The 19,874-nt window shown below is 71.4% G+C and carries 22 protein-coding genes; 8 read left to right on the forward strand and 14 right to left on the reverse strand.

Annotation, left to right across the window (positions count from 1 at the left end; genetic code table 11):
* The first annotated feature begins 14 nt into the window (after positions 1 to 14).
* Together ACWDRB_RS22530 and ACWDRB_RS22535 are read left to right on the forward strand one after the other, a co-directional pair.
* On the forward strand, positions 15 to 977 hold the full coding sequence (locus tag ACWDRB_RS22530; RefSeq protein ID WP_350734730.1) for a Ppx/GppA phosphatase family protein: 963 nt from the start codon (positions 15 to 17) through the stop codon (positions 975 to 977).
* A 58-nt stretch (positions 978 to 1,035) separates the two neighbouring features.
* On the forward strand, positions 1,036 to 1,395 hold the full coding sequence (locus tag ACWDRB_RS22535; RefSeq protein ID WP_449896527.1) for a hypothetical protein: 360 nt from the start codon (positions 1,036 to 1,038) through the stop codon (positions 1,393 to 1,395).
* A gap of 18 nt (positions 1,396 to 1,413) precedes the next feature.
* On the opposite strand, the gene ACWDRB_RS22540 is transcribed toward ACWDRB_RS22535, so the two are convergent.
* Entirely contained in the window at positions 1,414 to 1,845 is a 432-nt protein-coding gene (locus ACWDRB_RS22540) for an ATP-binding protein (RefSeq protein WP_449896529.1), read from the reverse strand.
* Between the two features lie 93 nt (positions 1,846 to 1,938).
* Complete coding sequence (locus ACWDRB_RS22545) at positions 1,939 to 2,484, reverse strand: TetR/AcrR family transcriptional regulator (protein ID WP_449896531.1); 546 nt, start codon at positions 2,482 to 2,484, stop codon at positions 1,939 to 1,941.
* Positions 2,485 to 2,534: 50 nt separating this feature from the next.
* On the opposite strand from ACWDRB_RS22545, the gene ACWDRB_RS22550 reads away from it, so the two are divergent.
* Together ACWDRB_RS22550 and ACWDRB_RS22555 are read left to right on the forward strand one after the other, a co-directional pair.
* Positions 2,535 to 4,160, forward strand: a complete 1,626-nt coding sequence (locus ACWDRB_RS22550; RefSeq protein ID WP_449896533.1) for an MDR family MFS transporter — start codon at positions 2,535 to 2,537, stop codon at positions 4,158 to 4,160.
* Positions 4,161 to 4,242: 82 nt separating this feature from the next.
* Entirely contained in the window at positions 4,243 to 5,187 is a 945-nt protein-coding gene (locus ACWDRB_RS22555) for a GNAT family N-acetyltransferase (RefSeq protein WP_449896535.1), read from the forward strand.
* Positions 5,188 to 5,199: 12 nt separating this feature from the next.
* On the opposite strand, the gene ACWDRB_RS22560 is transcribed toward ACWDRB_RS22555, so the two are convergent.
* Genes ACWDRB_RS22560 through ACWDRB_RS22575 form a run of 4 tightly spaced genes read right to left on the reverse strand, consistent with a single transcriptional unit; the run spans position 5,200 to position 9,795 of the window.
* A complete protein-coding gene (locus ACWDRB_RS22560; protein WP_449896537.1) occupies positions 5,200 to 6,477 on the reverse strand; it encodes an AAA family ATPase in 1,278 nt (425 codons plus the stop codon).
* A complete protein-coding gene (locus ACWDRB_RS22565; RefSeq protein WP_397368500.1) occupies positions 6,474 to 7,895 on the reverse strand; it encodes a hypothetical protein in 1,422 nt (473 codons plus the stop codon). Before ACWDRB_RS22565 ends, ACWDRB_RS22560 begins: the two co-directional genes overlap by 4 nt.
* Before the next feature lie 2 nt (positions 7,896 to 7,897).
* Positions 7,898 to 9,028, reverse strand: coding sequence for a hypothetical protein (locus ACWDRB_RS22570; protein WP_355199011.1), 1,131 nt, complete (start codon positions 9,026 to 9,028; stop codon positions 7,898 to 7,900).
* Positions 9,025 to 9,795, reverse strand: coding sequence for a hypothetical protein (locus ACWDRB_RS22575; RefSeq protein ID WP_350734717.1), 771 nt, complete (start codon positions 9,793 to 9,795; stop codon positions 9,025 to 9,027). The genes ACWDRB_RS22570 and ACWDRB_RS22575 overlap by 4 nt, the downstream gene beginning before the upstream one ends.
* A gap of 61 nt (positions 9,796 to 9,856) precedes the next feature.
* Here ACWDRB_RS22575 and ACWDRB_RS22580 point away from each other — a divergent pair, with 61 nt between their 5' ends.
* Together ACWDRB_RS22580 and ACWDRB_RS22585 are read left to right on the forward strand one after the other, a co-directional pair.
* Positions 9,857 to 10,402: a hypothetical protein gene (locus tag ACWDRB_RS22580; RefSeq protein ID WP_449896540.1), complete on the forward strand. Its 546-nt coding sequence runs from the start codon at positions 9,857 to 9,859 to the stop codon at positions 10,400 to 10,402.
* Positions 10,403 to 10,435: 33 nt separating this feature from the next.
* Complete coding sequence (locus ACWDRB_RS22585) at positions 10,436 to 11,065, forward strand: TetR/AcrR family transcriptional regulator (RefSeq protein ID WP_350734713.1); 630 nt, start codon at positions 10,436 to 10,438, stop codon at positions 11,063 to 11,065.
* Here ACWDRB_RS22585 and ACWDRB_RS22590 read toward each other — a convergent pair.
* The 5 genes from ACWDRB_RS22590 to ACWDRB_RS22610 are packed head-to-tail and all read right to left on the reverse strand — an operon-like array spanning position 11,019 to position 15,602.
* Positions 11,019 to 11,864: an ABC transporter permease gene (locus ACWDRB_RS22590; protein WP_449896543.1), complete on the reverse strand. Its 846-nt coding sequence runs from the start codon at positions 11,862 to 11,864 to the stop codon at positions 11,019 to 11,021. The two genes, ACWDRB_RS22585 and ACWDRB_RS22590, sit on opposite strands and share 47 nt — an antisense overlap.
* Entirely contained in the window at positions 11,861 to 12,580 is a 720-nt protein-coding gene (locus ACWDRB_RS22595; protein WP_449896545.1) for an ABC transporter ATP-binding protein, read from the reverse strand. The genes ACWDRB_RS22590 and ACWDRB_RS22595 overlap by 4 nt, the downstream gene beginning before the upstream one ends.
* 22 nt (positions 12,581 to 12,602) lie before the next feature.
* Positions 12,603 to 13,568, reverse strand: a complete 966-nt coding sequence (locus ACWDRB_RS22600) for a phosphotransferase family protein (protein ID WP_449896547.1) — start codon at positions 13,566 to 13,568, stop codon at positions 12,603 to 12,605.
* Positions 13,565 to 14,755 (reverse strand): acyl-CoA dehydrogenase family protein, encoded by a 1,191-nt coding sequence (locus ACWDRB_RS22605; protein WP_449896549.1) that lies wholly within the window; start codon positions 14,753 to 14,755, stop codon positions 13,565 to 13,567. Before ACWDRB_RS22605 ends, ACWDRB_RS22600 begins: the two co-directional genes overlap by 4 nt.
* Positions 14,756 to 14,807: 52 nt before the next feature.
* Positions 14,808 to 15,602 (reverse strand): CPBP family intramembrane glutamic endopeptidase, encoded by a 795-nt coding sequence (locus ACWDRB_RS22610; protein WP_350734705.1) that lies wholly within the window; start codon positions 15,600 to 15,602, stop codon positions 14,808 to 14,810.
* A 61-nt stretch (positions 15,603 to 15,663) separates the two neighbouring features.
* Between ACWDRB_RS22610 and ACWDRB_RS22615 the strand changes: the two genes are divergently transcribed.
* Complete coding sequence (locus ACWDRB_RS22615; protein WP_350734703.1) at positions 15,664 to 16,008, forward strand: DUF6285 domain-containing protein; 345 nt, start codon at positions 15,664 to 15,666, stop codon at positions 16,006 to 16,008.
* A 43-nt stretch (positions 16,009 to 16,051) separates the two neighbouring features.
* Here ACWDRB_RS22615 and mctP read toward each other — a convergent pair whose 3' ends face one another.
* From mctP to ACWDRB_RS22630, 3 genes are all read right to left on the reverse strand, one after another.
* Entirely contained in the window at positions 16,052 to 17,662 is a 1,611-nt protein-coding gene (gene mctP / locus ACWDRB_RS22620; RefSeq protein WP_449896552.1) for a monocarboxylate uptake permease MctP, read from the reverse strand.
* On the reverse strand, positions 17,659 to 17,868 hold the full coding sequence (locus ACWDRB_RS22625) for a DUF3311 domain-containing protein (protein ID WP_350734699.1): 210 nt from the start codon (positions 17,866 to 17,868) through the stop codon (positions 17,659 to 17,661). The genes mctP and ACWDRB_RS22625 overlap by 4 nt, the downstream gene beginning before the upstream one ends.
* A gap of 488 nt (positions 17,869 to 18,356) precedes the next feature.
* Positions 18,357 to 18,905 (reverse strand): VOC family protein, encoded by a 549-nt coding sequence (locus tag ACWDRB_RS22630; RefSeq protein WP_449896554.1) that lies wholly within the window; start codon positions 18,903 to 18,905, stop codon positions 18,357 to 18,359.
* 78 nt (positions 18,906 to 18,983) lie between these two features.
* Between ACWDRB_RS22630 and ACWDRB_RS22635 the strand changes: the two genes are divergently transcribed.
* A complete protein-coding gene (locus ACWDRB_RS22635) occupies positions 18,984 to 19,874 on the forward strand; it encodes an SDR family oxidoreductase (protein ID WP_449896556.1) in 891 nt (296 codons plus the stop codon).

Here is a 19,874-nt window from a genome sequence, read left to right on the forward strand (position 1 = left end):
GGTAGCGTTTTCCCATGCGACTCGGCGTGCTGGACATCGGCTCGAACACTGTCCATTTACTGGTCGTCGACGCCCACAGGGGCGCCCGGCCCATGCCCGCCTACTCCCACAAGGAGGGGCTCCGCCTCACGGAATATCTGGGGGAGGACAACCGGCTCGTTGACGAGGGCGTCGAGCGGCTCGGCGCCTTCGTCGAGGAGGCCGTGCACCTGGCGGAGGACAAGGGGGTCGAGGACCTGCTGGCCTTCGCCACCTCGGCCGTGCGCGAGGCGGCCAACGGCGTGGAGGTCCTGGCACAGGTCGAGGAGCGCAGCGGTGTGCACATCGAGGTGCTGTCCGGGCGTGACGAGGCCAGGCTGACGTTCCTGGCGGTGCGGCGGTGGTACGGGTGGTCGTCGGGGCGGTTGCTGGTCTTCGACATCGGCGGCGGCTCGCTGGAGATCGCCTCCGGTGTGGACGAGGAGCCTGACGTGGCGGTCTCGCTGCCGCTGGGCGCCGGGCGGCTGACGCGTGACTGGTTCACCGCCGACCCGCCGTCCGCCGAGGAGGTGCGCAAGCTGCGCAAGCACGTACGTACCGAGATCGCCCGCACGGTCGGTGACGTCGTCAGGAACGGCGAGGCCGACCGCGCGGTGGCCACCTCCAAGACGTTCAAGCAGCTCGCCAGGATCGCCGGCGCGGCACCCTCCAGCGATGGCCCGTACGTCTCCCGCCCGTTGTCCAGGCAGGCCATGGCCGACTGGGCGGTCAAGCTGACCACCATGGGCGGCGCCGAGCGGGCGCAGCTGCCCGGCGTGTCCGAGGGGCGGGCGGCGCAGCTCGCGGCCGGGGCGCTGGTCGCCGACGCGGCCATGGACCTGTTCGAGGTGGACCGGCTGGAGGTGTGCCCGTGGGCGTTGCGCGAGGGCGTGATACTGCGCCGGCTCGACATCCTGCCGGGGCGGTTCGACCTGCGCAGCGACAGCGCGCTGGAGTAAGGACGATCTATCCCGAAAAATTGGCATAAAGCGCTGGGTGCTGGGCATTCTCCGCCGAATGATGGAGGTGCTCGGCACGATCGGCTCCCTCGCCGTCGTGCTCCTGCTCATCGTCCTTGCCGTGCTGGCCATCTCCGTGGTCGCGCTGGTCGTCCTCGGGTGCCTGGCCGGCTCGATGGTGGCCGACTGGCGCGGCCTGTGGCGGCGGCTGGCCAGGCTGGCCCGGCGCGGGCCGAGGCTGACGCTCAAACGCAGCGGCGACGCCGTTCCCGCCCGATTGCGGGCGGAGCTGAGCGGGAGCACGTCAGGGACGCGCCGCCGCTTCCTGCTCGGCGCCGCCCGCTCCGGGGGACACGGGCACCCGCGCGGTCCGCGGATGCGCGGGCATCGGCCGGTGGATCGGCACACACGCCTTTGAAGGATGGGGCGGGCCGGCTCACAGGGCCATGAGGTGGAGCCCGGCCGCCCCCGGCGCGTACCGCAGCCGCTTCTCCAGGCAGACCACCGCGCCGTGCTCGTGCCTGTTGACGAACCGGATGTCGTCGGCGAGCGCGCGCATGATCAGCAGTCCGCGCCCGTGCTCGGAGCCCGGCTCGGGGTTGATGATCTTGTTCGGGTCGAAGCCTTCTCCGTTGTCGATGACCTTGATGATGCACCGGTCATCGAGCACGGACGCGCTGACCGTGTAGTCGTCGCTTGGCTCCGCGTGCCTGATCACGTTGGAACACGCCTCGGTGAGCATGAGTTCGATGTCGTCACGGATCTGCGGATCGACGCCGAGGGAACGCAGCGTGCCGTCCAGCATCTTCCTTATCAGGGGGACGCTCGCCGCATCCCTGGGCAGTCGGAGCGCTATCGTGGCCTCCATTCGGGGCCTCCTCCTTCCGTCCGGATGCGTGCTCAGTCCCCTTCCCCCGTTACGGTGCGTCAATCGTCCCGTAAGAGGTTCGGGGTCCGGAAGCTATGGCTCCAGCAGGCGCATGGCGACCTCCAGGGAGGCCTTGTCGACCTCGTCCTCGGACAGCCGGCCCTCCTCGATCATCCATTTCCCCGCGTGTATCGCGAACAGCGCCGTCGCCCGGCTGACGCGCTCGACGGGCGTGGCGCCGGGCTCGTTCAGCTCGGCCACGAGCTCCATCATCAGCTCGCGGGTCTTGGTGAGCGTCGGATGGTCACGCAGAGCGGTCTGGTTGCGCTCCAGGAACCTGGCCACCCCGATGTGCTGGGTCCGCCTGATCCCCGCGGCGTAGCGCTCGACCAGCTCGCGCCGCGTCTCCGGCGTCTTCGGCCGGCTCCGGGCCCACTCCAGGAGCTCCTCGAGCTCGACCAGCCGGTTGCCGACCAGGCTCGTGACGATGTCGTCCTTCGTCTTGAAGTGGTAGTACAGGGCGGCCTTCGTCACTCCGAGCTCCTCGGCGATCTCCCGCAGTGACGTCGCCTCGTATCCCTGCTCGGTGAACAGCCGGAGCGCGATCTCCTGAATCCGGGTCCGAGTGTCTTCCCGCACTTCACACCTTTTCGACTTGACGGCCGGCAAGTAAGTATCTACCTTATTCTATGCTTGCCGGGCGGCAAGTAAGCAAGATCCAAAATGCACATGGGGGGTGTCTGGTGGCGGAGGCAGTCGGACGACGCCGTGAGGTCATGGTCGTTCTGCCGGGACTGATGTTAGCCATGGTCCTGGCGATGCTCGACAACATGATCGTGGGCACGGCCATGCCGCGCATCGTCGGGGAGCTCGGCGGTCTGACGCATCTGTCGTGGGTCGTCACGGCGTACGTGCTGGGCACGACCGTCTCGACGCCGATCTGGGGCAAGATCGGCGACCTGTACGGTCGCAAGACCATCTTCATCATCTCGATCGTCATCTTCATGGTCGGCTCCGCGCTCTGCGGTATGGCGGGCTCGTCGCTGCTCGGCGGGCCGGACGGCGGCATGGCCGAGCTGATCGCGTTCCGCGCGATCCAGGGGCTCGGCGCGGGCGGCCTCATCGTGAACGTCATGGCGATCATCGGCGACCTGGTGCCGCCCCGCGAGCGCGGCGAGTACCAGGGCATCATGGCCGGTGTCATGTCGCTGGCGATGATCGCGGGCCCGCTGGTCGGCGGCTTCATCACCGACAACATCGACTGGCGCTGGGCCTTCTACGTCAACCTGCCGATCGGCGCGATCGCGCTGGCCATGATCGTGACGCAGCTGCACCTGCCGAAGCTGCGCAACAAGGTGCGCATCGACTGGGCGGGCGCGGGCCTGCTGTCCGTCGGCATCACCGCCCTGGTGCTCATCACGACCTGGGGCGGCAACGAGTACGCCTGGGGCTCCTGGCAGATCCTCTCCCTCGTCGCGATCGCCGTGGTCACGCTGGCGCTGTTCGTCGCGGTCGAGCGGAAGGTCGAGGAGCCGATCATGCCGCTGCAGCTCTTCGCCAACCGCAACTTCACGCTGATCTCGATCATCGGCTTCCTGCTGGGCTTCGCCATGTTCGGCGCGATCAACTTCCTGCCGCTGTTCCAGCAGATGGTGCAGGGCTCCACGGCCACCAACTCCGGCCTGCTGATGCTGCCGATGATGGGCGCCGCGATGGTCGTGTCGCTGTTCGTGGGCAAGGCGATCACCGTCACGGGCAAGTACAAGATCTACCCGGTGCTCGGCGGGATCGGCATGGCGGTGGGCATGTGGCTGCTGTCCACGATGGACGTCCACACGGCCTCCTGGGTCACCGGCGTCTACATCGCCGTGCTCGGCCTCGGCATGGGCTTCCTCATGCAGACCACGATGCTCATCGCGCAGAACAGCGTCGAGCAGAAGGACCTGGGCGTCTCCAGCAGCGCCACCACGTTCTTCAGGTCGATCGGAGGCTCGTTCGGCGTCTCGCTGTTCGGGGCGATCTTCAACAACCACTTCCTGTCGGAGCTGACCTCCCGCTTCGGCGAGCAGGCGGCCGAGCGGGTGGCCAAGAGCGGCGGCAGGATGGACCCCGGCGCGGTCGCCCAGATGCCCGCGCAGATGCGCACAGGGCTGCTGGAGTCGCTGGCGACCTCCATCTCCGGCGTCTTCTGGTGGGCCATCCTGTTCGCGGTCGTCGTGCCCGTGCTGGCCGCGTTCGTCAAGGAGATCCCGCTGCGCGGCGGCGCCCCGGCGCCCGCCAAGGACGAGCAGGCCGTCAGCCCCGCGGCGGGCTGAGCACCCGGCCGAGCGCGCCTCCTGGTCAAAGCCGGTGGAAAATGGGAGGCGCGCGGCCCGTGTTTTGTGGACAATCCCCGCTATGCACCACACCCTCGGCCGCCCGCGCGTGGAAGACGCCGCGGCCATCCATGAGCTGATCGCGGCCTACGACACCGCGGTGATCGGCTCTCCCGACATGACGCTCGACGACGTCGCCGACGAGCTGGCCGAGCCCGGCTTCGACCGCGACACGGACGGCTGGCTCGCCCGCGACGGCGACGGCCGGCTCGACGGGTGGGCCTGGGCGTGCCGCGTCGGCGACAGCGACACGGTGGACGTCGAGGTGATCGTACGGCCCGGCCCTGATCTGGGGCGGGCGGGCCTGGACGACCGGCTCTGGCCCCTGGTGATCGGACGGGCCGGTGAGCTGGCCGCCGAGGCCGGCCACGACGGCGCCACCCTGCACATCGGCATCTACCGCGCCGACACCGCCAAGCGGGCCACGGCCGAGGCACGCGGCTTTTCGCCCGGCACCAGCTTCCACCGCATGCGCATCGACCACGACACGCCCGTGGCGCCGCCCGCTCCGCCCGCCGGGCTGACCCTGCACACGGGGGAGAGCGACGACGCGCGGCGCGCGGCGCACCGGGTGCACCAGGAGGGCTTCGCCGAGCACTTCGGGTTCGTGCCGGTCGACTACGACGTGTGGTATTCGCGCCGGCAGGCACAGTCGACGACGGACTGGGCCCAGCTCACCCTGGCCCGCCTCGACGGCCGCCCCGCGGGGGTGCTGATCGCCAACAACCAGTTCGTCCCGGACGAGGGCTGCGGCTACGTGGCCACGCTCGCGGTCGTCCCGGAGTTCCGCGGCCGGGGCCTGGGGCGCTTCCTGCTCCGCCACGCCTTCGCCGCCGACGCGGCGCGCGGCCGCAAGGGCACGATCCTGCACGTCGACTCCAACAACACCACCCCGGCGCTCGGGCTCTACGAGTCGGCGGGCATGCGCCCCGTCCTGGTCATCGACGTCTGGCAGCACCGCGTCTGAGGACCGGCGTTCTCAGACGCGGTGGCGGGACAGGTGGTCGAGGATCGACTGGTTGGCCTCCCAGCCGTCGGGGAACTTGACCGGCACCCCCAGCTGCACCGGCTCCGCCGACGGATGGGCGTCCAGGAGCTCGGCGATGCCCGCCCGGGCCACCACGACGCAGGCGTGCCGGTGCCGCGACGCCAGCACGCACAGCCTCCCCGACTCCAGGTGGAAGGCCGTGGCGTCGCGGCGGCCGGACAGCGGGTGCAGGACGACGGTCACGTCGTACTCGCGCCCCTGCAGGCGGTTCGCGGTGTCCACGGTGATCTCCGGCGGCACCCCGGCCGCCCGGATGGCGGCCACCTGGTCGCGGTGGGCGGCCCCGACCGCGATGCGGTCCGCCGTCACCGGCCGCTCGCCCTGCTCGGAGGAGGACACGGCGCCGCGCTGCAGCAGGCGCTCGGCCAGCAGGGCCACCGCCTGCACGGCCTCCCCGTCGGTACGCACGGTGTGCCGGTTGGGCAGCTCCAGCAGCGCCCACCCCGACCGGGCGGCCTCCTCCAGCGCCCGGTCGTGCACGGTCCCCATGCCGCCGGTCACCAGCTCCAGCCGCCGATCGCCGTGCGACGTCCCCGACCGGAACCCGGTGAACGGGTAGAACGCCTGCGACACCACCGGCGCGGCCGAGGCCGGCAGGCGCCACGACACCGGCAGCCGGTGCACCGGGATGTCCGGATTGTGGCGCAGCAGCACCGACACCGCGCTCTGCAGCGGATCCCACGACAGCCCCGACCACCGGTCCCCGTCCACGATCGAGAACGGGTCGAGCTGCCCCGGATCGCCCACGAACAGCGCCCGCTCGAACAGCCCCGCGATCCGCAGCAGCTTGTCCGAGCGCATCTGGTACGCCTCGTCCACGATCGCCCACGGCCACACCCGGCCGCCGATCCAGGCCCACTTGTCGGCGGTCGCGATGACGATGTCCGGGTCGCCGAGATCCTGGATCCGGGTGCCGACCCGGACGCCGGCCAGCTCCAGCAGCCGCAGCGGCGGCACGTAGCCACCGGCCGACAGCCGTCCCACCGTCAGGTGCGGGTGCTTCTCGGAGATGCGCGTCACCAGGTCGTCGACCTGCTCGTTCGTCTGGGCGACGATCATCAGGGGCTCGCCGGTCGCCGCGATGTGCGCCGCCGCCCGCACCACCAGCGTGGACTTGCCCGCGCCGGGCGGCGAGTCGACCACGACGCCGCGGTGCCGGGGCAGGTCGGCGAGGACGTTCCTGATGACCTGCTCCGGGCTGTCGGTCACGACCACTCCTCCTGGGCGTCCTCGTCGTCGGGCACGTACTCCTGTGGCGGCCCGCCGTGCGTCCACGGCGTGGCCTCGGAGTCGGGCAGGTGGGGGGAGCCCTGGAAGTCGTCGGTCAGCGAGGTGTAGCAGACCCGCTCGCCGACCTCGGGCACCGCTCCCGGCGCGGCCGTCTTGCCCCGGCCCATGCCTTTGGTGATCTTCAGGGTGACCAGGCCCTGGCCGGCCTCCACGAGCTCGGCGCCCTGGCCGCGGCGCTGCGGGGTGCCCAGCGAGGTGCCGGGCGCCAGGCGTACCGGGTCGTCGGTCTTGATCACCACCAGCGGGCGGAGCTTGCGGGAGCGGCCCTCGCCCTCGGTGTTGTCGGGGACGGTCTCGATCACCTCGCCCGCGAACGCCTCCCCGGTCAGCCGGTACTCGGCCATGACCAGGGGGTCGTCATAGGCGCGCTGCACGTCGTACGCGGCCTGGGCCCGCTCCATGCGGGCCAGCTTGGCCGCGGCGGCCACCGCCCCGTCGCGCCTGGCCTGCGGCGGCGCGCCCTCGGCGATGTGCACCGCCATGCCGCTGAACGAGCCGCGGTCCTGCTCCCACCGCTGCGCGGCGCTCGAACCCTCCTCCAGCCCGGCCAGCAGCTCGACGGCCTGCCACATGAGCCGCCACGTGGGCTCGAGCTGGGTGCGCAGCGCCTCGGTGATGCGCTCGGGCGACTCGCTGTCCATCGCCGGCGACAGCACCTCCGCGTCGAACCCCGGATCGGTCGCGGGCCCGGCGGGCGGCCAGATCAGCGGGTCCTCGGCCTCGTCGTCCGGCCCCCTGGTGATCCAGGCCAGCAGCGCGGCCAGGTTGGCGTCCTCCAGCGAGCTCTGCCCGCTCGCCCAGTGCCGGCCCAGCTCCTCGGTCGCGGCCAGCATCATCGACGAGCCCGGGTACGCGGCCCGCTCCGCGAAGTACGTCAGCCACCGCCCCAGCAGCGGCACCGCCTCGGGCACCGGATAGGGCCCGTCGGCCCGGCGGAAGCGCGTGGAGCGGCCGAGCAGCCTGGTGAAGGCCACCCCGGTCTGGTTGGGCACGATGAGCTGCGGCGCGTCCAGCACCCGCTCGTAGGGGTCGGCGTTCTTGCGCTCCACCGTCTCGGTGTCGGCCATGAAGCCCTCGACGTACGGCAGCAGCACCCCGGCCAGCTCGGCGGCCCAGGCGAAGCGCAGGTCGCGGTTGCGCGGCTGGGTCACCACGAGCAGGCGCGGCCGTTCCCGGTCGGTGCCGAGCATGGCGGCCAGCGGCGCGGCGGCCTCGCCCGAGAGCTTGAGCGGGATGAACACCATCGGCCGCTCCGACAGATGGCAGTGCCTGACGGTCGCGACGGGCTGCGCGATGCCCTCCTCCAGGGCCCGCAGCCGCGCGAGCGAGGTCAGCATGCTCACGTGAGGCACTCCCTGCGCAGGCGTTCGGCGTTGCGGAGCAGCCGGGCGATCTCCTCCTGGCCCTCGGCGGGGTCGTGGGCGCCGTCGGCCAGCCCGAGCGCCTCCGCCACCGAGGCCACCCCGCCCAGCTCGTCGCGCACCTGCCGGCCGAGCAGGTCGGAGGCGCCCTCCTGGCGGGCCTCGTCGCGGCAGAAGAAGCACAGGTCGCACGCGGACATGCAGTCGGGCGCGTAGCGGGCGGTCGCCCTGCGCAGCGCGTCGCCCAGCTCGGCGACGGGCCGGGTGGGCCGCCCGTCCTCGCCGGGCCGCAGGTCGAACGTGAGGTCGTCGGGCAGCCCTTCGAGCAGCCGGTCGAGCGTGGTCATCCGGGTGAGCTGGCGGCGCAGCACGGCCATCTGCTTGCGCACGTCGACGAGGGTCGCGACGGGCCGGTTGGCGAAGTTCTCGGGGCAGACCAGGACCACGTCGTGCGAGACCTTCGCCGGGTCGTGGCCCAGCTCCTCCAGGAGCGTGCGCAGCGCCAGCACGTACACCGCCGCCTGCCGCGCGGCCGCGGCCACCGCCGCCGGGTCGGCCTGACCGTCGATCACCGCGAACGACTTGATCTCCACGATGTGGAACCGGCCGCCGAGCTGGAAGGCCACCACGTCGGGCTCCAGGTAGGCGGTGTGGCCGGCGATCTCCAGGGTGAGCAGCGGGTGGTCGTACAGCGTGCCCGCGTCCTGGCCGTCGCGGGCCGCGCGGTCGATCAGCGCGCGGGTGTGGGCGTGGCGCAGGTGGGCGCCGACGTTCTCGACGTCGTGGTAGGCGACCTCGGCGACCGGCAGGCGCAGCAGCTCGCGCAGCATCCGCAGCAGCTCCGCGCACCCGTCGGCCTTGACCAGCGCCTCGAACATGTTGCCGCGCGTGATCGCGAACGGCGACTGGCCGAACGGCGCCGGGAAGCCGAGGTGGCGGGCGGCGGCGTCCTTGTCGATGCCGGCGCCGTCGAGCAGGGCCCGGCGGGTGCAGCCGGGATTGGCGGCCAGGGCCGCGATGGCGCGGGCGTCGTGCGGGCGGGGCGGCGTCGTGCCGCGCAACGCGTCAAGCCGCTGGATGTGTTCGCCCTCGCGCTTCAAGCCGCTCACTTCGCGTTCTCCTTCTTGATCGTGCTCAGCGTAGCGGCGCCGAACAGGCGGGCGGCGTCACCGAGCTGCGCCGCGGCGCGTTCTGCCAGCTCGGCGCGATCCCGCGTGTCGCGGTCGCCGTGCACGCGCAGCTCGGCGCGGGCCGCCTCGATCACCCGATCCGGGTCGGACGGGCCCAGCGTGCCGTCAGTGGCGCCGGGGATGTTCCTGGCCATCCGCAGGAGTAACCGGTCGGCCCGCCCGTCGGCCGACTCGTGCGAGGCCACCGCGATGGCGCAGGTCAGGAAGTCGACGCGAGGGCTGAGCGGACCGACCACCCGCCGCTCCAGCGGCCAGGTGCTGAGCGTGAGCAGCCCCCGGGCGGGGGAGAGGCGGTCGGTCAGCGCGGCGCACAGGTAGTACGGCCGCCCGTGCGGCGACGACCGGAACGAGCGCTCCTCGTCCCTGCGCAGGCTGGTGAGCTGGGCGCTGCGGATCGTGCCGCCGAAGAACACGTCGCTGACGGCCACGACGAGCCGCGGCTGGGCGGCCGCGCCGAGCAGCCGCAGCCCCTGGTTCACCTGCTCGCGCACGGTCACCAGGCGCGGTGGCTCCGGCTTGGCCTGAGCCGGCTCGCCGCTCACGAGGGCGTCCCATTCGCGCTCCGCGGTACGCAGCTCGGCGCGCAGGGCGCGGGCCGTGGCGCCGTCCCTGACCCGCATCGCCTTGCGCACGCCCGCCCGGAGCTCGTCGATCCGCCGTTCGAGATCGTCCAGCCGGTCACTCATGGCGCGAGCGTACCAACAGTCCCAGTATTTTCCAGTAATTTCGCGATTTCGAGGCGAACGCGTGATCTACGACGTAAAGGCGGCCGCGCTGCCCGTGGACAGCGGGCTGACGTGCGTAATCGGCGTACGAGGCGGGGACGAAGGCGGTGTGACCCGTGAGAATCGACATCTGGTGGGAGCCGCCGCAGGCGTGGCCGCCCTGGTGCCCGTCTACTACCTGACCGAGGCGGCCGCCAGAGCCCTGCGTACGAGCAGTGCCACGTTCGGGCCGTCGCCCGCGGCGCTCGGCTACCTGGTCGCGGTGGCCGTCATCGTCACCCTCCTGACCGCCTGGCCCGCGGCGGCCCTCGGCTGCGGCATCCCGCTGGCGGCGGCGGGGGCCGTGTTCGCCCTCGACCTGAACGCCGCGCTCGGCGTGGCGGGCAGCCTGCCCTGGGCGAGGGAGGGCGGCCTGCCGTGGTCGCAGCCGAACGGCGTCCCCTGGGCCGAGCTGACCGAGCCGCCCGGCACGATGGCCGGGATGACCGGCCTCTACACGATCATCGGCGCGCTCCTGGTGCTCTCGGCGCTGCTGCCCGGCCGGTTGCGGTCCGTCCTGGGCAGGTGAAGGGCGGATTCCGGGGCGGCCTATCCTGGGCGAGTGAGTGGACGGGACCCCGACCGGCGCAGAGCGCTGCTCGACGCAGCCGACCGGGTCATCCTGACCCAGGGCCCCGAGGTCTCGATGGCGGCCATCGCCGCCGAGGCCGGCATCACCAAGCCCATCCTCTACCGCCACTTCGGCGACAAGAGCGGCCTCTACCAGGCTCTGGCCGACCGCCACGTGCGCACGGTCATCGCCCAGCTGCGCCCCGAGCTCGTCGCCCCTGGCGCCGACCTGCGGGGCCGGGCGCGGGCGACCATCGGCGTCTACCTCGACCTGATCTCGGCCAACCGCAACCTCTACCGGTTCCTGTTCCACCGGGCCAGCGCCGAGGACTCCCGGTTCCGCTCCCACATGACCGCGCTCGTGCGGGGGCTGGGCGAGGAGCTCGGCGGCCTGCTGGCCGGCGAGCGCGCGGTGCCCGACCCGGTGCGGGCGCAGGTGCTGGGGCACGCGTTCGTCGGCATGGTGCAGACGACCGGCGACTGGTGGCTGGAGCACCCCGAGGTGGACCGCGTACAGGTGGTCGAGGGCCTGGTGGACGTGATCGCCGCGGCCCTCGTCCGGCAGCCCGCCGCCGTCAGTCCCCGAAACGGGAGAGCTTCCCATGCCGCCGGGCATACCTGAGCGCCCAGGCGAACAGCCCCACCGTGCCGGCCAGGTAGACCACGTTGAGCCCGCCCGCCCAGGCCAGCCGGTCCCACGGCACCGCGCCGCCGCCCATGACCGTGCGCATGCCCTCGAACACGTGCGAGGCCGGCAGCAGCCACGAGATCGTCCGCAGCGGCTCGGGCAGCACCGAGATCGGGTAGAAGATCCCGGCCAGCGGCTGCACCACGAACACCAGCGACCAGGCGATCACCTGCGCGTTCTCGCCGAAGCGGAGCACCGCCGCGATGCCGACCAGGCCCAGCGACCAGCCGAGGACGAGCAGGATCCCCATGAACGGCACCAGCCCCACGCCCATGCTCGACAGCCCGAACCCGTACAGGCCGAGGGCCAGCCCGGCCATCACCGCGACCGCGAACGCCACCTTGCCCAGCGAGAACAGGACGAGCCCCGCCAGGTATTCGACGCTCGACAGCGGGCTGACCTGCACGTTGAGCAGGTTGCGCGACCAGATGTCCTCCAGGAACGCGATCGAGATCTCGTTGCTGGCCTTCTGCAGCACCTGCCAGAGCAGCACCGCCCCGAGCAGGAACGCCACCACGAACGGCACCCGCTGCGCCTGCAGGAACAGCGTCACGAAGCCCCACAACACCAGCTCGATCGTCGGCCAGAACAGGATCTCGAACATCCTGACCGGGCTGCGCCGCAGCGCCGCGAAGTCGCGCCGGACCACGCCCATGACGCGCGTGCGCCGGGCGGCCAGGCTCAACGGGGGCAGAGTCACCGTGGTCATCGGCGTGGTCATCGGCGTGGTCATCCGCGTGCCACCTTCAGGAACACCTCTTCCAGGTCCTCGGCCCCGTAGCGGCCGGCCAGCTCCTTGGCGCTGCCGGCGGCCACGACGACGCCGTCCGACATGAAGTGGATCCGGTCGCACATGCGCTCGACCTCGCGCATGTTGTGCGAGGTGATCAACATGGCACTGCCCTCCTCCCCGGCCAGACGGGACAGCAGGCTGCGGACCCGGTCGCCGGCGTCGGGGTCGAGGTTGGCCGTGGGCTCGTCGAGCACCAGCAGCCTGGGCGCGTTGAGCAGCGCCTTGGCGAGGTGCACGCGGGTGCGCTGGCCCGACGACAGGTCCATCACCTTCCGCCTGCGCAGCGGGCCCAGCTCGAACAGCTCGATCATCTCCTCCACCCGGCGGCGCGGGTGGCGCAGCGCGTAGAGCCGGGCGAACGCGTCGAGCACTTCGTGCACGTGCAGGACGCCGGGCAGGTCCACGTAGCTGGCGGCGAAGTTGACCTGGCTGAGCGTCTCGGTGCGGTGCCGGGCCAGCTCGAGGCCGAACAGCCGGATCGTGCCCGCGTCGGGGGTGATCAGGCCGAGCAGCATGTGGAGGGTGGTCGACTTGCCCGCGCCGTTGGGGCCCAGCAGGCCGACGACCTCGCCCTCGCCCACGGTGAGGCTGAGGTCGCGCACGGCGGTGACCCCGCCGAACCGCTTGACCAGATGGGACGCTTCCAGGATGGCCACCGGTCAAGCGTGCGGTCCGGGGTCACGCCGGGGCAACGGGTTTTCCCCGGAGCATGCGCAGCAGGTCCCACTCGTTCTCGCACACGCGCCGGCCGATCGCGGCCAGCTCCACCGACCGGGCGCCGCCGCGCAGGTGCCGCATGGTCTGCATGACGCAGATGATCCCCCACTTGAGCACGCCGAACGTCTCCCACCAGCGCAGCGCGTCCCGGTCCACCGGGTCCCCGCCGGCGGCCTCGTACGCGTCGATCAGCTCGTCGTAGGCGCCGAAGCCGCCCACCGGCAGCGGCGAGCCGAACCGCCACGCCTTCACGCAGAGCCAGCCGAGGTCTTCGAGGGGGTCGCCGAGGTGGGCGAGCTCCCAGTCGAGCACCGCCCTGATGCCGTCGGGACCGACGATGAGGTTGCCGTTGCGGAAGTCGCCGTGCACGACCGTGCGCCGCGTGCCGCCAGAGTGGCCGGCAGGGCGGTCGGCGGCCAGCCGGCGCAGCGCCAGCTCGAACACCGGGTGCGGCTCGCCCAGCAGGTCCAGCACGTCCCGCCAGCGCCGCAGCGGATCCTCCGGCGCCTCCTGCCCCAGGCAGGAGGGCGGCATGCGGTGGATCGCGGCCAGGGCCCGCCCGCACTGCCCGGCCAGCAGGGGCCGGGCCGCCGCGTAGGCGTCGTCGCGCAGGATCCTGCGCGGGATGGTCTCGCCGGCCACGCGGGTCATGAGGATGTACGACTCCCCGGCGGCGACGATCGCGGGCACCGGCACCCCGGCGCCGGACGCGGCCCGCATGAGCGTGGCCTCCGACGCGAGCGGGGCTCCCGCCTCCGGCGCGGTCCCGGGGGAGTCGAGCCGCAGGATCAGCTCGTGCCGCTCGGAGCCCGTGACGACGTCGAGGGCCCAGGTCTCCCGGGACGCCCCGCCGGGCAGCCGGGCGCTGAAGGGCACCGACGCGGCTGCCCCGAACACCTCGCCGACGATCTCGTGGAGCCGGGTCATCGCAGGCCGAACTCCCAGTTGCCGCCCGCCGCGTACTCGCCCAGGATGCGCCGTCCCACCGCGTCGATGTGCACCTCGTCGGGCCCGTCGTAGATCCGTCCGGCCCGCGCGTGCCGGTACATCCGGTCCAGCGGCGTGTCGGGGGTGAGCCCGGCGGCGCCGTACACCTGGATGGCCCGGTCGATCACGTTGTGCAGCGTGCGCGCCCCGACCACCTTGATCGCGCCGATCTCCACCCGGGCCTGGGAGCCCGCGTCGATGGCCTCGGCGGCGTGGAGCGTGAGCAGCCGGGCGGCCTGGATCTCGGCGTAGGAGTCGAACACGTGCTGGCGCATGAGCTGCTTCCCGGCCAGCGGCTCGCCGAACGCGGTCCGCACCTGCAACCTGCGGCACATCAGGTCGAAAGCGCGCTGCGCCTGTCCGAGCCAGCGCATGCAGTGGAAGATCCGGCCGGGGCCGAGCCGCTGCTGCGCGATGACGAACCCGTGGCCGCGCGGGCCGAGCAGGTTGGCGGCGGGGACGCGGACGTCCTCGTACCGGACCTCGCAGTGCGCCCCGTCGAGCCCCAGCACGGGCGTCTCGCGGACGATGCGGTAGCCGGGCGTGTCCGTCGGCACGAGGATCATGGAGAAGGCCAGGTGGGGCGGCGCGTCCTGCTCGGTCCGGCACATGACGGTCGTGTACGCGGCCCGCGAGGCCCCGGTCGTGAACCACTTGTGCCCGTTGATCACCCATTCGTCCCCGTCGAGCACCGCGGCGGTCCTGATCTGGGTGGGGTCGCTGCTGGAGATCGACGGCTCGGTCATGGCGAAGCTGGGCCAGATGTCACCCCGCACCAGCGGTTCGAGGTAGCGCTCGCGCTGCTCGGGGGAGGCGTGCTCGTGCAGCATCAGCGAGTCCTGCAGCGTGAACGTGCCCAGCGCGAGCTGCCCGTACTCGCTGCGGCCCTGCACCTCGTTGACGTAGACGTAGTCGAGGAACGGCAGGCCGCCGCCGCCCAGCTCACGCGGGTGGCCGAGCGCCCACAGGCCCTCCTTCCTGGCCTCGGCCCGCAGCTCCTCCAGGGCCGCCGCGGCCTCGGGCCCGCCCGCGTGCAGCACCGGCTCGGCCGGCTCCACCCGCTCGGTCATGAACGCGTGGACGGCGTCGCGGACCGGCCGGACACCGTCGGGAACGGCGAAGCTCATGTTCCGGATCTCACCCGAAACCAGTTGTCAGGTCAACGGTTTCGGGACGGTTTCAGGGCAGCCAGCTCACGCGGCCGTGCAGGAAGGCGTACCCGACGAAGGCGACGGCGTCGATCAGCGTGTGCGCCACCACCAGCGGCATCGCGCGCCCCCAGCGCTGGTAGAGCCGCCCGAACACCAGACCCATCACGACGTTCCCGACGAACCCGCCGAACCCCTGATACAGGTGGTACGACCCCCGCAGCAGCGCCGACACCGCGACGGCCTTCCACGGCGACCACCCGGCCTGCCCGAGCCGGTGCAGCAGGTACCCGGCGACGAGCACCTCCTCCAGCACCCCGTTCTGCGCCGCCGCGAGCAGCAGCACCGGGACCTGCCACCACACCTGGGGGAGCTGGCCGGCGACGACGGTCAGGTTCACGCCCGTGGCCCACACGACGAGGTAGAACGCCAGCCCCGTGCCGCCGATCGCGGCCGCCAGCACCGCCCCGCGCACCGTGTCGCGGCCCTTCTCCCGGAAGTCCACGCCGATCGTGCGCAGCGACTCCCCGGAGCGCACCATCAGGTACGCCACCAGCGCGACCGGCGCCACGCTGACGGCGATGTCGGCGAGCTGCAACGCCAGGTCGAGCCACGGCCGCCCGGGCGCCATCGACCGGACCAGCACGGCCTGCTGGCCCTTCAGCTGCTCGGGCGCCGTGAGCGAGCCGATCAGCCGCAGCAGCGCCAGCAGGCCGCTGGCGCCGAGGGAGACCGAGAACACGACGAACAGCTCGGCCCGGATGAGCCGGGGCCCGAGCGCCGGGGGCGGTCCCAGGGGGGAGGCGGTGGGAGACTCTGTGCGCATGGCCGCAGGCTAGTCGTTCATCGATCGGACGCGAATAAATAGTGCCTTGAGGAGAAATCAGATGACATCTGCTCCGCACGACGTGCCCACGGCGGCCCAGCTCGTGGCCGCCGTCCGCGACTTCCTCCAGAGCGACGTGCTCCCGGCCGTGGACGGGCGGGTGCGCTTCCACGCGCGGGTGGCGATCAACGTGCTCGGCATGGTGGAACGGGAGATCACGCTCGGCCCGGAGCAGGCCCGCGAGCACGCGGCGCGGCTGGCCGCGCTCGGCATGGCCGACGACGCCGAGCTGGCCGCCGCCATCCGCGAGGGCCGGATCGAGGACGACCACGCGCTCGTCACCGCCCTGGAGCAGGCCGTACGGGCGAAGCTGGCGGTCGCCAACCCCGCCTACCCGCAAGACTGACGGCCCGCCCCGCTCGTAGCGGGACGGGCCGTCACCCGGGGGATCAGTGCGAACCGGTCAGGTCCAGGTCCTTGACCTTCGGATCGCCCTCGTCGGCGAAGTAGTCGTCGCGGGCCGTCGCGTCCTCGCCGTCCGCCACCTTGGTCGCCCGGAACAGGAGCGTGCCGAGCGCCGCCACCACCAGGTTCACGGCCAGCGCCAGGAACCCGGTGTAGATCGTCATCTTGGTGTCGAAGCCCAGGTTCGACAGCGCGAACGCCGAGCCGCCGAAGTGCTCCTGGTGCTTGGCCGGGTTCGGGGTGAGGTACAGCATCCACATGCCCGTCGCCAGGCCGGCCGCCCAGCCGGCGATCAGGCCGCCCTTGTGGAACCAGCGCGTGTACAGGCCCAGCGCCACCGACGGCAGCGTCTGCAGGATGATCACGCCGCCGATGAGCTGCAGGTCGATCGAGAACTGCGGGTCGAGCAGCAGGATGCACAGCACCGCGCCCACCTTGACCACCAGCGACACGACCTTGGAGACGTTGGCCTCCTGGGCGTCGCTGGCGTTCTTGTTGAAGTACTCGCGGTAGATGTTGCGGGTGAACAGGTTCGCCGCCGCGATCGACATGATCGCCGCCGGGACGAGCGCGCCGATGCCGATGGCCGCGTACGCGACGCCCGTGAACCAGTCGGGGAACATCTTGTCGAACAGCAGGGGCACGATCGTGTTGGTGTCGGCCGTGCCCGCCTCGTTCACCACCGGCTTGATACCGGCCGAGATGGCCATGAAGCCGAGCAGCGCGATCAGGCCGAGCACGAAGCTGTAGGCGGGCAGCGCCGACATGTTGCGCTTGATGACGTTGCGGTTCTTCGAGGCCAGCACGCCGGTGAGGCTGTGCGGGTAGAGGAACAGCGCCAGCGCCGAGCCGAAGGCCAGCGTCACGTACTGGAGCTGGTTGTTGGCGTTCAGCAGGATGCCGTCGCCCGGCGCCGGGGTGGCGTCGAACTTGGCCTTGGCCGCGTCGAAGATCGAGTCCCAGCCGCCCAGCTTGGCCGGGATGTAGATGACGGCCGCCAGGATCACGATGTAGATCAGCGCGTCCTTCACGAACGCGATCAGCGCGGGCGCTCGCAGGCCCGACTGGTAGGTGTACGCGGCCAGGATCGCGAACGCGATCACGATCGGCAGGTGCCCGGTGATGCCCATCGACTTCAGCACCGCCTCGATGCCGATGAGCTGGAGCGCGATGTACGGCATCGTCGCCACCAGCCCGGTGATCGCGATCACCAGCGCCAGCGTCGGCGACCCGAAGCGGGCCCGGACGAAGTCGGCAGGGGTGACGAACCCGTGCACGTGCGACACCGACCACATCCGCGCCAGCACCAGGAACACCAGCGGGTACACCACGACCGTGTACGGCAGCGCGTAGAACCCGATCGCGCCGGAGCCGAACACCAGCGCCGGCACCGCCACGAACGTGTAGGCGGTGTAGAGGTCGCCGCCCACCAGGAACCACGTGATCCAGGAGCCGAAGCTGCGCCCGCCGAGCCCCCACTCGTTGAGGCTGGCCAGGTCGTTCGGCCGCCGCCACCGCGCGGCCACGAACCCCATGACGGTGACCAGGAGGAACAGCAGCACGAAGACGACCAGCTCGGTCGTGTGCGCGCTCACTTGGTCATCCTGTAGACGATGGTCGTGGACACGACGCCGACCACGATGAAGGCCAGCTGGAGCCAGTAGAAGAGCGGGAAGCCCAGCAGGCGGGGCTCGTCGGCGTTGAACAGGAACGTCAGCAGCGGCAGCACGATGGGCAGGATCAGCAGCCAATTCCAGGGGCTGCGGTCGGTGCGTGGCTGCCCGGGTTCCCCGGTAGTCATCAACCCTCCGATGAGTGGATCTGGAGCCGGCTGTGACCGGTTCCTGACGGGTAGTCAATGGAGGGAGAGTAGCTTTGCGGCGGTATTAATCCAAATGTCGGCAATATTACGGTTTGGCCTAAATCTTTGGCCCTTGACAGGGGGCCACACGCGTCGCCACAGAAACCATAAACACTCACCTGCCGCACGCCTCCCCCTGATCGCCGAATGGTCCCTTCCCCGCGACGAACGGTCCCGCACCCCCACCAAGCCACCGCACCGGCGAGACCCCGGATAACGGGACCGGAGGGGCGGGCCGCCGTGGGGGCGGTGCTTGGGCGGCGGCGTGGGGCCATCACCGGGCGGCGCGTGGCGTGTCAGCTTGGCGTAGGGCCGTTGTGGGGTGCCGGCGCTTCGGAGCGCCGCGTCGGCAGGTCGGGGTGCGGTGGAGCTCGGCGCTGTCGTCGGTGCCCAGCCCTCCACGGGCGCGAGGTGCCCGCGTTCGTGGGTCAGACGGTGCGGTCGGCGGCGGTTTTGGGGTCGTGGTGGACGTCCCCCGGCTGCCCCACCCGGCGCGTCCAGGCCGCGAACTCCACCAGCACCCCATCGGGATCCTTGAAGTAGATCGACCTGACGAACACTCCCTCATGCATCTCCGGCGCCACCCCGAACTCGCTGTCGTCGTGGTTGAGCAGCACCCCCACGTCCACCCCCTTGGCCACGAGCCGTTCCCGGTACTCCTCGATCCGCTCCGGCGGCACGTCGAAGGCGATGTGGTTCATCGACCCGACCGCCGACAGCAGTTCCCCCCGATCCGGCAGGTTCTTCGGCGCCGACACCCCCGGCACGCCCTCCGGCGCGTCCGGGAACCAGAAGAACGCCAGCGCGTTCCCGCCCCCGCAGTCGAAGAAGAAGTGCTGGCCCCAGCCCATGGGCAGCTCGATCGTCTTGATCAGCGGCATGCCCAGCACGCCCGAGTAGAAGTCGACGGTCTGCTTCATGTCCGAGCAGACCAGCGCGACATGGTTGACCCCGCGGAGCTCGAATTCGCTGTTCATAGTAACTCCGTACTTATCACAGGGTTATACGAAAAAACATGACACGAGGTGTCGGGTATTCGGGGAACGATCGGCCACATGATTGCTTTGGTGGCGGGGGCGACCCGCGGAACGGGACGGGGCATCGCGGTGGCGCTGGGCGCGGCCGGCGCGACGGTCTACTGCACGGGCAGGAGCACGCGGGAGCGGCGTTCGGAGATGAACCGGCCGGAGACCATCGAGGAGACGGCGGAGCTGGTGACCGCGGCCGGCGGGACGGGCATCGCGGTCCAGGTCGACCACCTGGACCCTGATCAGGTCGAGGCGCTGGCCGGGCGGGTGGAGCGCGAGCAGGGCAGGCTCGACGTGCTGGTCAACGACGTGTGGGGCAGCGACCACCTCTGGGCCTGGGACACCCCGGTCTGGAAGCACGACATGGACAAGGGCTTCCGGCTGCTCAGGCTGGCGGTCGACACGCACATCATCAGCAGCCGCCACCTGCTCCCGCTGCTGATCAGGAACGAGGGCGGCCTGGTCGTCGAGGTCACCGACGGCACCTGGGCCTTCAACGAGACCCGCTACCGCGAGAACGTCTACTACGACCTGGCCAAGGTCTCGGTGAACCGGCTGGCCTTCGCCTGGTCGCGCGAGCTGCGCCCGTACGGGGGGACCGCGGTGGCGGTGACGCCGGGGTTCCTGCGCTCGGAGGCCATGCTCGACAACTTCGGCGTCACCGAGGACAACTGGCGCGAGGCGAAGGTGGACGTCACCTGGATGGTCTCCGAGACCCCCGCGTACGTCGGCAGAGGCGTCGCCGCCCTCGCCACCGACCCCGACCGGCAGCGCTGGTCGGGCAGGTCGGTCTCCAGCGAGGACCTGGCCGGCGCGTACGGCTTCACGGACGTGGACGGCAGCCGCCCGCGGGTGTGGAGCTTCATCACGGAGGTACGGGAGCCGGGCAAGGACACCGACCCGGCCGAGTACCGCTGA

The organism is Nonomuraea sp. NPDC003707, assembly GCF_053587055.1.

Bases quoted from the DNA above. Each gene is read 5' to 3' on its own strand.
- ACWDRB_RS22530 (WP_350734730.1), top strand. From the start codon at position 15: ATGCGACTCGGCGTGCTGGACATCGGCTCGAACACTGTCCATTTACTG.
- ACWDRB_RS22600 (WP_449896547.1), bottom strand. From the start codon at position 13,568: ATGACCCGGCTCCACGAGATCGTCGGCGAGGTGTTCGGGGCAGCCGCG.
- ACWDRB_RS22610 (WP_350734705.1), bottom strand. From the start codon at position 15,602: ATGCGCACAGAGTCTCCCACCGCCTCCCCCCTGGGACCGCCCCCGGCG.
- ACWDRB_RS22575 (WP_350734717.1), bottom strand. From the start codon at position 9,795: ATGAGTGACCGGCTGGACGATCTCGAACGGCGGATCGACGAGCTCCGG.
- ACWDRB_RS22635 (WP_449896556.1), top strand. From the start codon at position 18,984: ATGATTGCTTTGGTGGCGGGGGCGACCCGCGGAACGGGACGGGGCATC.
- ACWDRB_RS22625 (WP_350734699.1), bottom strand. From the start codon at position 17,868: ATGACTACCGGGGAACCCGGGCAGCCACGCACCGACCGCAGCCCCTGG.
- ACWDRB_RS22555 (WP_449896535.1), top strand. From the start codon at position 4,243: ATGCACCACACCCTCGGCCGCCCGCGCGTGGAAGACGCCGCGGCCATC.
- ACWDRB_RS22590 (WP_449896543.1), bottom strand. From the start codon at position 11,864: ATGACCACGCCGATGACCACGCCGATGACCACGGTGACTCTGCCCCCG.
- ACWDRB_RS22630 (WP_449896554.1), bottom strand. From the start codon at position 18,905: ATGAACAGCGAATTCGAGCTCCGCGGGGTCAACCATGTCGCGCTGGTC.
- ACWDRB_RS22535 (WP_449896527.1), top strand. From the start codon at position 1,036: ATGATGGAGGTGCTCGGCACGATCGGCTCCCTCGCCGTCGTGCTCCTG.
- ACWDRB_RS22540 (WP_449896529.1), bottom strand. From the start codon at position 1,845: ATGGAGGCCACGATAGCGCTCCGACTGCCCAGGGATGCGGCGAGCGTC.
- ACWDRB_RS22565 (WP_397368500.1), bottom strand. From the start codon at position 7,895: ATGCTGACCTCGCTCGCGCGGCTGCGGGCCCTGGAGGAGGGCATCGCG.
- ACWDRB_RS22615 (WP_350734703.1), top strand. From the start codon at position 15,664: ATGACATCTGCTCCGCACGACGTGCCCACGGCGGCCCAGCTCGTGGCC.
- ACWDRB_RS22605 (WP_449896549.1), bottom strand. From the start codon at position 14,755: ATGAGCTTCGCCGTTCCCGACGGTGTCCGGCCGGTCCGCGACGCCGTC.
- ACWDRB_RS22550 (WP_449896533.1), top strand. From the start codon at position 2,535: ATGCTTGCCGGGCGGCAAGTAAGCAAGATCCAAAATGCACATGGGGGG.